Annotated in this window: 3 protein-coding genes; all 3 read right to left on the reverse strand. The window is 70.6% G+C overall.

From position 1 onward, the window contains the following. Nucleotides 1-7: 7 nt before the first annotated feature. From ACIBTV_RS05395 to ACIBTV_RS05405, 3 genes are read right to left on the reverse strand one after another with little or no spacing between them, the layout of a single operon-like run. Entirely contained in the window at nucleotides 8-1,816 is a 1,809-nt protein-coding gene (locus ACIBTV_RS05395) for an OmpL47-type beta-barrel domain-containing protein (RefSeq protein WP_396702648.1), read from the reverse strand. A gap of 8 nt (nucleotides 1,817-1,824) precedes the next feature. Beyond that, on the reverse strand, nucleotides 1,825-5,766 hold the full coding sequence (locus ACIBTV_RS05400; protein WP_396702650.1) for a ThuA domain-containing protein: 3,942 nt from the start codon (nucleotides 5,764-5,766) through the stop codon (nucleotides 1,825-1,827). A gap of 22 nt (nucleotides 5,767-5,788) precedes the next feature. Continuing rightward, complete coding sequence (locus ACIBTV_RS05405; RefSeq protein WP_396702652.1) at nucleotides 5,789-6,787, reverse strand: multicopper oxidase domain-containing protein; 999 nt, start codon at nucleotides 6,785-6,787, stop codon at nucleotides 5,789-5,791. Nucleotides 6,788-7,293 lie beyond the last annotated feature (506 nt).

The following is a 7,293-nucleotide window of genomic DNA, read 5'->3' on the forward strand; positions in this document are numbered from 1 at the left end:
CGAAGGTTCATGCGCCGATGTCCGATCGGGCCGCGGCCCGGACGATGGCGCCCTGCTGCCGCCGGGTCAGCGTGCCGTCGGCCACCAGCACGGCGGTGACGGCGTCCACGTGCCGGACGAAATCGTCGTGCCGGGGGTAGCCGGCGTTCTCGTCGATCAGATCGTTGATGGTGCAGCCGTTGCCGGTGTCGACGTTGGCCACCCCGGTGTCGTCACCGCCGATGACCACCGTGGCCCGGGTGTCCGACGCCGGGCAGGCGTCGGTCCCGTCGACGACGACGGTGAAGGTCGTCGCCGCCTCGGCGGAGGTGTTCCCGGCGACGTCGGTGGCCCGGTACCGCACGGTGTGGGTGCCGGCCACCGGGACGCGGAACGCGCTGGTGTACGCGGTCCAGGCGCCCGTGTCGAGCGCGTACTCGATCGACGCGACACCCGAGCCGTCATCGGTGGCCGTGACGGTCACGGTGGCCCCACCGATGTACGCGCCGTTGCCGTCCCGCTCGCCGGTGACCGTGGCCGCGACGGTGGGCGCGGTGGTGTCCTCGGCGGGTGGGGCCACGACGGTGAACCGGGTCGTCTGCTCCGCCGAGGTGTTCCCGGCGGTGTCGGTGGCCCGGTAGTGCAGCATGTGCATCCCGACCGTGTCCACCACGACGGGCGTGGTGTAGGCGGTGAACGCGCCGCCGTCGAGGGAGTACTCGACGGTGGCGACGCCGGACTGGGTGTCGGTGGCGGTCAGGGTGGCGGTGGCCGTGCCGAGGTAGTTGCCGTCCCCGTCCCGGTCGCCGGTGACGGTGGCCGTCACGGTGGGCGGGGTGGTGTCCTCGTCGGGTCGGGCCACGACGGTGAAGTGGGCCATCTGCTCCGCCGAGGTGTTCCCGGCGGTGTCGGTGGCCCGGTAGTGCAGCATGTGCATCCCGACCGTCTCCACCACGACGGGCGTGGTGTAGGCGGTGAAGGCGCCGCCGTCGAGGGAGTACTCGACGGTGGCTACGCCGGACTGGGTGTCGGTGGCGGTCAGGGTGGCGGTGGCCGTGCCGAGGTAGTTGCCGTCCTCGTCCCGGTCACCGGCGATGTCGGCCGTCACCGTCGGCGGGGTGGTGTCCTCCCCGCCCGCCTCGACGACCCGGAACGACACCGATCCCACCGCGCTGGTGTTGCCGGCCTGGTCGGTGGCGCGGAACTGCACCGAGTGGTCGCCGACCGCGGTGACCGGCACCGGCGCGGTGTACGGGTGGAAGCTGGTGTCGTCGACCTGGTACTCGACGGTGTCCACACCGGACCCGTCGTCGGTGGCCGTCACGGTCACCGTGGCGACGCCGACGTAGTTGCCGTCCTGGTCGCGGTCACCCGCGACCGTGGCGGTGACGGTCGGCGGTGTCGTGTCCCCGCCCCCGCCGCCGTCGGTGACCACCAGCTCGCCGACCATCTGGCTGTGGCCGGGGATCGAGCAGAAGTAGCGGTACCGGCCTGGGGTCAGGGTCACCGTCGCCTGGTGGCGACCGTCGTTCGCGTCGAACGGACTGGCCAGGATGTTCAGGGTGACGTCGTGGTTGTAGCCCTCCGTGCTGGTGTCGAAGGTCAGGGTGTGCGGCATCCCGGTCGTGTTGCCGGTCGCCGCGCTGTTCTCCCAGATGATCGTCGTCTCACCGGCCACCGCCTGGGTGGGCGCGGACTTGTAGCGGGTGATGTCGTCGTCGGCGGTCCAGGTCAGCACCTGCGCCGCGGCGCGCGGGGCGGCGGACGCGGGGGCCGAGGCCGACGAGAGCGGCACCAGCAGGAGCACCGCCAGCGCGGCCGTCAGTTTTCGGATCATGGTCGCTCCTAGAGTTCCCGTACGCGGACGTTGCGGAACTCGGTCAGGTCGTTGTCGCCGTGGTTCTGCAGCCCGACGAAGCCGCTGAGGAACTGCCGCAGGTCGGTCGGCGGGTCACCGGCACGGGAGGACTGCTTGCCGGGCGTGTTGTCGAACTCGTTGATCACCACGCCGTTGCGGATGATCGTGTAGTGCTGCCCGACGGCCCGGATCTCGTAGTCGTTCCACTGCTGCTTCGGGGTGACGCCGGCCTGGGCGAGCGGCACCGGGTCGAAGTTGTAGACCGAGCCGGTCTTCTGCGGTTCACCGGTCTCACCGTCGTAGATCTGGATCTCGTGTCCGCAGTAGATGGCGACCCACGCCTGGTCGGTCCGGGCCGACCCGACGGTGCCGCAGCTGCCCGGCGGGCGTTGGTCCAGCGGGGTCCGCGGGTCCGGGAACCGGATGAAGACGCCGGTGTTGGCTCGGCCGGTGCCCGGGGCGATGTCGCGGAACTGGAGCTTCAGCGAGAAGTCACCGAGTTCCCGGGTGTGCCAGAGCATGCCCATGCCGCCGCTGGAGCGCAGCGCACCGTCGGGCTGGATGCTGAACGATCCGGACGGCGCCTGCTGCCAGCCGCGCAGCGACTCGGCGGTGCCGTCGTAGAGCGCCTCGTATCCGGTGTGCCCCTCCCGGCCGATCGGGGAGCCGGCGGCCAGGCGGGTCAGCGTACCGACCTCACGGGCGGTGAGCAGGTCCTCGTCCTGCATCGCGCGGGCCACGTCGGTCACGTGCCGCACGAAGCTGTCGTGGCTGGGCCAGCTGCTCTCGTCGTCGATCAGGTCGTTGACCGTGCACCCCTGACCGACCGTACGGCTGGGCACACCGGTGTCGGTGTCGCCGAGCCAGATCGTCTGCCGGCTGTCCGGCACCGCGCAGCCCGCGGTGACCGTGGTCTGCACCGTGGCCTTCTCCCCGTCGGCGTACGTGACGGTCAGCTTCGCGGTGTAGGTGCCGACCTTCGCGTACGTGTGCCGCGGGTTCGCCTCGGTCGACGTGGTGCCGTCGCCGAACTCCCAGCGGTGGCTGACGCCGCCCGAGCGGGAACCGGTGAAGGCGACGGTCAGCGGCTTGTTCTGGACGGCGACCGAGGTCGCGGCCGGCGCCGGGGTGGGCGCCCCGCCGGTGTAGGTGATCCGGATCAGCTTCTGGTTGGGGTGCAGGCTGAAGAAGCCGCCTCCGTAGTCCAGCAGGTAGAGCGCGCCGTCCGGGCCGAACTTGGCGTCCATCCAGCTCTGCAGCCGGTTGTCACCGTTGCCGCCGGGGATGATGGCCCGCAGCGACTCGGCGTACAGCGGCGGGGCCGCCTGCGGCACGCCGGTCGGGTCCACGGTGACCGCCACCCGGTTGTTGGCGTTGGACTGGTCGCCGATGAACCACTTGTCGTCCCAGTACGCCGGCCAGGCCACGCCGCTGTTCGTGTCCACCCGGTCCCGGTGGTAGGTCGGGCCGGACATGATGGCCTGCCCGCCGCCGCGCAGGTACGGCTGGGTGTAGGTGGCCTCGGCGGCGACGTACGTCGGCAGCCCGCTGCCGTCGGTGCGCTTCGGGAAGATCGGGCCGCCGCCGTCGGGGGAGTACCAGATCATGTTGTCCCGGGCCGGCGGAATGTCGACCAGGCCGGTGTTTCGCGGCGACTCGTTCTTCAGGTTGTCGCAGTCGTACCAGCCGGTGAGCACCGTCGCGTCGGTGTTGCTGCGGTCCCGGTAGGGCTGCCGGTTGCCCATGCAGTACGGCCATCCCTGGTTACCGGCCGAGGTGATGATCGTCGCCGTCTCGTACTTTGCCGGGCCGAGGATCGGGCTCGGCGAGGAGGCGTCGGGGCCCACCCAACCGGCGGTCAGCCACTGCCGCTCGGGGTCGATCTGCAGCCGGGCGATGTTACGCACGCCCATCACGTAGATCTCCGGGCGGGTCTTCTCGGTGCCCGGCGGGAACAGGTTGCCCTCCGGGATCGTGTACGTCCCGTCCGGCTCCGGGTGGATCCGGATGATCTTGCCGGCGAGGTCGTTCGTGTTGCCCGAGGTGCGCCGGGCGTCCTGGAACGAGACGCCCTCGTACTCCTCGGTCCAGTTGTTGCCGGAGTAGCCCTGCGACCCCTCGGAGGAGTTGTTGTCACCGGAGCCGACGTACAGGTTGCCCCGGTCGTCGAAGGCCATGCCGCCGCCCGCGTGGCAGCAGCTGTGGATCTGCACCGGGAACTGCAGCAGGTCCTTGCGGGTGGCCTGGTCGATGGTCTGCGTCGCCCGGTCGTAGGTGAACCGGGAGATGGTGCGCTGGCCGATTCGCTTGACCCGGTCGATCGACTCGTGCGGCATCCAGTAGACGTAGAGCCAGCCGTTGTCGGCGAACGCCGGGTCCGGCACGATGCCGAGCAGGCCCTCCTCGTTCTTCACCAGTTCGGAGCCGCTGCCCCGATTGCCCATCACGGGCAGCGTGGTGAGCAGCTTGACCTGCTTGGTGCGCGGGTCCCAGGCGTGGATGGTGCCGCAGCCCAGGCCCACGTTCGGGTTGCTCCAGTCGGCGATCGGGCCGCTCGGGCAGGCCGCCTTGCCGACGTAGAACACCGTGCCGTCCGGGGCGATCGTCAAACCGTGCGGCTCGCCGATCTGGTCGAGCTGCCCGGTCTGGTTGGCCGCCGTGAGCCGCTCCACCTTGTAGTTCGCGGCGATGGTCGCCTGGCAGTCGCCGCGTACCCGACCGGTGGTCCAGTTCAGCGCGCCGGCCAGGTGGGACCGGAACGCCGTCTCGCCGTAGCTGCCCTCGGTGTGGCCCATCCCGGTGTAGAAGGACCGGCCACCGTCGTAGTCGCGGCACCAGGACACCGGGTGGAAGGGGCCGTTGGCGCCCGGTCCCGGGTTGTAGTGCCGCTCCTCGACCTGGGCGAGGGTGTGCACGGTGCCGATCGGGTTCGGGTCCCAGTTGTCCCAGCGGTCCGAGCGGGTCATCGTCATCGGCAGCGACGCCGTCGCCGGGTGGCCGCGGTCCAGGATGTCGACCACCGACCGGCTCACCGGGGGAAGCTCCGGCTCGGTGGTGCTGCCGGTGAAGAGCCGCAGGTCGGCGAGCTGGATCAGCGGCTCGCCGCTGTTCGCGGTGATGTTCAGCCGGTAGTGCGTGAACTCCTGCGGGCTGGCGATGTCGAAGCGGCGGGTCTGGAACCGCTCCGGGAAGGTCTGCCCGGTCCGCCGGTCCAGGTCCGTCCAGCTCTGCCCGTCCGCCGAGCCCTGCAGCGTCCAGTCCTTCGGGTCCCGACCGACGAAGTCGTTGGCCGAGGTCAGGGCGTAGCCGGTGACGCGCTTGGGCGCGGCCAGCTCGTACGCCACCCAGCCCGTCGGCGTGCGGGCGAGCCACTTGGTGTTGGCGTCGCCGTCGGTCAGCTTCTCCTTGGTCTCGGTCGGCGGGTTCTCGCCGGAGGCGGTCACCCGGGCCACCGGCTCGGCGACCGGGATGGCGCCGGCGGGGCGGGTGCCGATCAGCCCGGTGAACCAGGTCGAGTCGACCTGGGCGCGGGCGGCGTCGGCGATGCCGACGAAGCCGCCGCCGGCCTTCATGTAGCTCTGCAGCGCCGTCTCCTGCTCACGGTTGAGCGGAGCGCCGGCCGCGGAGAGAAACACCACGCTGCGGTACGCGGCCAGCCCGGCCGTGGTGAACACGGCGGGGTCGGTGGCCTCGGTGACCTGGATGTCGTGTTCCGCGGCCAGGTTCTTGATCTCCGCCGTCGCGCGGACCACCGGGTCGTCCTGCTCGGCCGCGGGACCGTGGAAGACGAGGACCTTGACCTGGTCCTCCGCCACGGCCGCCGCCTGCGGTGCCGCCTTGGGCGCGGCCGCCGCGACCGCCGCCGAGGCGGGCAGCAGTGTGGCGATCGCCGCCATCGTGGCGAGTGTTCGTCGTACGTTTCTGGTCATCCCCTGCACCCTCCGATCTGGATCAGCCGTGCTGCTCGTGGGTGTGGCCTTGGAACCGGTGGATCGCCTCCTCCGCGCCGGGCGGCATGCTGCCGTCCGCGTTGCGCACCAGGAAGAGCCCGGACATGCCGCCGTCGGAGTGGCTCTGCACGTGGCAGTGGTACATCCACGCCCCCGGCCCGACGCCCTCCCCGGCGAGCACCTGGAAACCGAAGGAGCTGCCCGGGTTGAGGTCCTTGTTGTCGATCACGTGGCTCGGGTCGGCGGTGCCCTCGAGCATGCCGGTGCGGTTGTCCGCCCAGCGGTGCGCGTGCAGGTGGAAGGTGTGGAAGAGGTTGCCGTGCCCGATGGCGATCCACTCCACCCGCTGGCCCAGGTTGGCCTCGAACATCGGCGTGTTCGGCGCCATCTTGTTGTTGATCATCATGTCGTGGAAGACGACGGTGAACTGCTTGTCCGGCAGGATGTCGCCGCGACGACGGACGATCAGCGCGCCGTAGAGCCCCTTGGCCACCCCGGCGGTGCCGTGGTCGGTGCCCATTGCGTGATCGTGGTAGTGCCAGTAGCCGGCGCTGCCCGGCATGAACCGCCGGCCGGACGCGAGGAACATCTCCCGGGACCGCCACACGTACGTGCGGGTCTCGCCCGGATTGTTGAACGAGGCGTTGAGCGGGCTGCCGTCCGAGTCGGTGCGGTAATCCACCCCGTGCGGGTGGATGGACAGCCGCTGGGTGGTGGTGTTGACCAGGGTGATCTCGAGGGTGTCGCCCTCGTACATCTCCAGCACCGGGCCGGGCACGGTGGCCTGGCCCGGCGCGAGACCGTAGCCGAACAGGCCACCGGGCAGTTGCTCGGCGTAGATGGTGATCCGTCTCGTGACACCGGCGGCCTGGGCCGGGGTGCCGGCGAAGGGGTTGCCGAGGGTGGGCGCGGCGACGCCCACCGCCCCGGCGGCCAGCACTCCGGTGGCCATCAGGGATCGACGGGACAGGTGACGGGGGGAGCCGGCGGGATGGTCCATGGCACTCCGTTCACGGCCGGGACAAGCCGTGACAGGGCAGCGTGCGGCCGTCGTCCGACCCGCGGGGGCTCCGGACGCCCGTGACCTGGTCGCGGACTTCTCTCAGCAGAGTCAGAACTTTTGTTGAACGACGAAAATCTATGTACGCCATAGACGAAAGTAAAGCTCTGCCAACGAAAAGACCGGCTCGTGACAACGTTGGCAAAGATTGATCAGCATCTTGTCATCACGAGTCCCGCACATCCGCAAAACCCGCCCCGTGCCGGCGCGCGCCCGGTCCGGCTCGGTTCGGCTCGCTGATCATGAAGTTGTTGCCCGCTCACGCGGCGTGTCGCGGCGACAACTTCATGATCGCGCGGATGTCTGGGGAGGGCGCCGGGGTGGGAGGGGGAGGGGTGGATGTGGACGTGGGGGGGGGCCGGGGCCGGGGGGGGGGGGGCCCCCCCCCCCGGGGGGGGGGGGGGGGGGGGGGCGGGCCGGGGGGTTTGGCACAAAAAAAAACCACA

Origin of the sequence: Micromonospora sp. NPDC049366, from assembly GCF_044466625.1 — a bacterium.
In the GTDB taxonomy this organism is placed as follows: Bacteria; Actinomycetota; Actinomycetes; order Mycobacteriales; family Micromonosporaceae; genus Micromonospora.